The sequence below is a fragment of the Planktothrix serta PCC 8927 genome (assembly GCF_900010725.2).
Lineage (GTDB): Bacteria > Cyanobacteriota > Cyanobacteriia > Cyanobacteriales > Microcoleaceae > Planktothrix > Planktothrix serta.
In genome coordinates this window covers 1-965 of the sequence record NZ_LR734967.1, presented here as the reverse complement: position 1 = coordinate 965, position 965 = coordinate 1, and the positions used below count along the sequence as shown (strand labels likewise).

The window sequence follows — 965 nt, the reverse complement described above, 5'->3', positions numbered from 1 at the left end:
TTATAGCGCTACGCGCATACGTTAGGACAATTTCTAAATGCAGCATCCACGCATTCTCTGACGGTTTGAAATTCGTTTAATCTCTGTTTCATCCATGTCTTTAAAACAGCCCACCAGTTTTCAATCTTGTTCAAGTCGGGAGAATATGGGGGCAAATACCAAATTTTACATCCGGCTTCTTCGACGAGTTCTTTGATATATTCCCCTTGATGAAAGCTGGCATTATCAATAATAATAATGTCTCCTGGTTCTAGCACTGGCAGCAAACAATTCTTTAACCAGGTTTCAAATAAATCTTTATTACATGACCCCTCAAAGGTTAAAGGAGCCAATAATTTACCTTCTTTCAATGCTGATAGCCAACTGACTCTTTCTCTTCTTTTACCGGACTTGAGTGCATAACATCTTTCCCCTATCGGGCTGTAGCCATACGGGTAATCCTCTCTATTATCAAATCCCGCTTCATCTACATAAACTTTTCTGCTCCTTTCTATTCCCTCTAGTTTTTGAAGAAATTCTCGTCTTTTTTCTTCATCTCTTTCTCGATACCCATAAGTTTTTTTTTTCGACTTATACCCAGTTTTCGACAAGCATAACTAATATTCTGTTGCGTCGCCTCACACCCCCATAATTGGGCCATTTGTTTTTGAGTCTTGTCACTATTTTTTTTCACGAATTCTTTAAATTTTTCTAACTCCTGAATTTTCGGTTGAGTTCCTACTCCTACCTGTCGGCTAGCCTGATAGTCTCCTGTTTCTCTTTCTTTTTTCAGCCACAGATCTAATGTGTTGCGACTTATTTTAAAGAAACGACTTACCTCTATTTTCTTTTCTCCTCTTTTCACGGCTGCGATCGCCTTGGAGCGTAAATCGTAACTATAAGGTGCCGGCATAACTATTTTCCGATATTGAGGTATTACTGCATCTTATCATACTTTTGTCCTAACCATAGCGCGTAGCGCTATA

General features: G+C 39.0%; 1 protein-coding gene. It reads right to left on the bottom strand.

What is annotated here, in order from left to right:
* Positions 1 to 8: 8 nt before the first annotated feature.
* Positions 9 to 892, bottom strand: a protein-coding gene (locus tag PL8927_RS27835; protein ID WP_197047317.1) for an IS630 family transposase whose coding sequence is annotated in 2 segments (ribosomal slippage) — positions 9 to 563 and positions 566 to 892 — 882 coding nt in all. Because the reading frame shifts where the segments join, the coding sequence is not laid out codon by codon here.
* Positions 893 to 965: the final 73 nt, after the last annotated feature.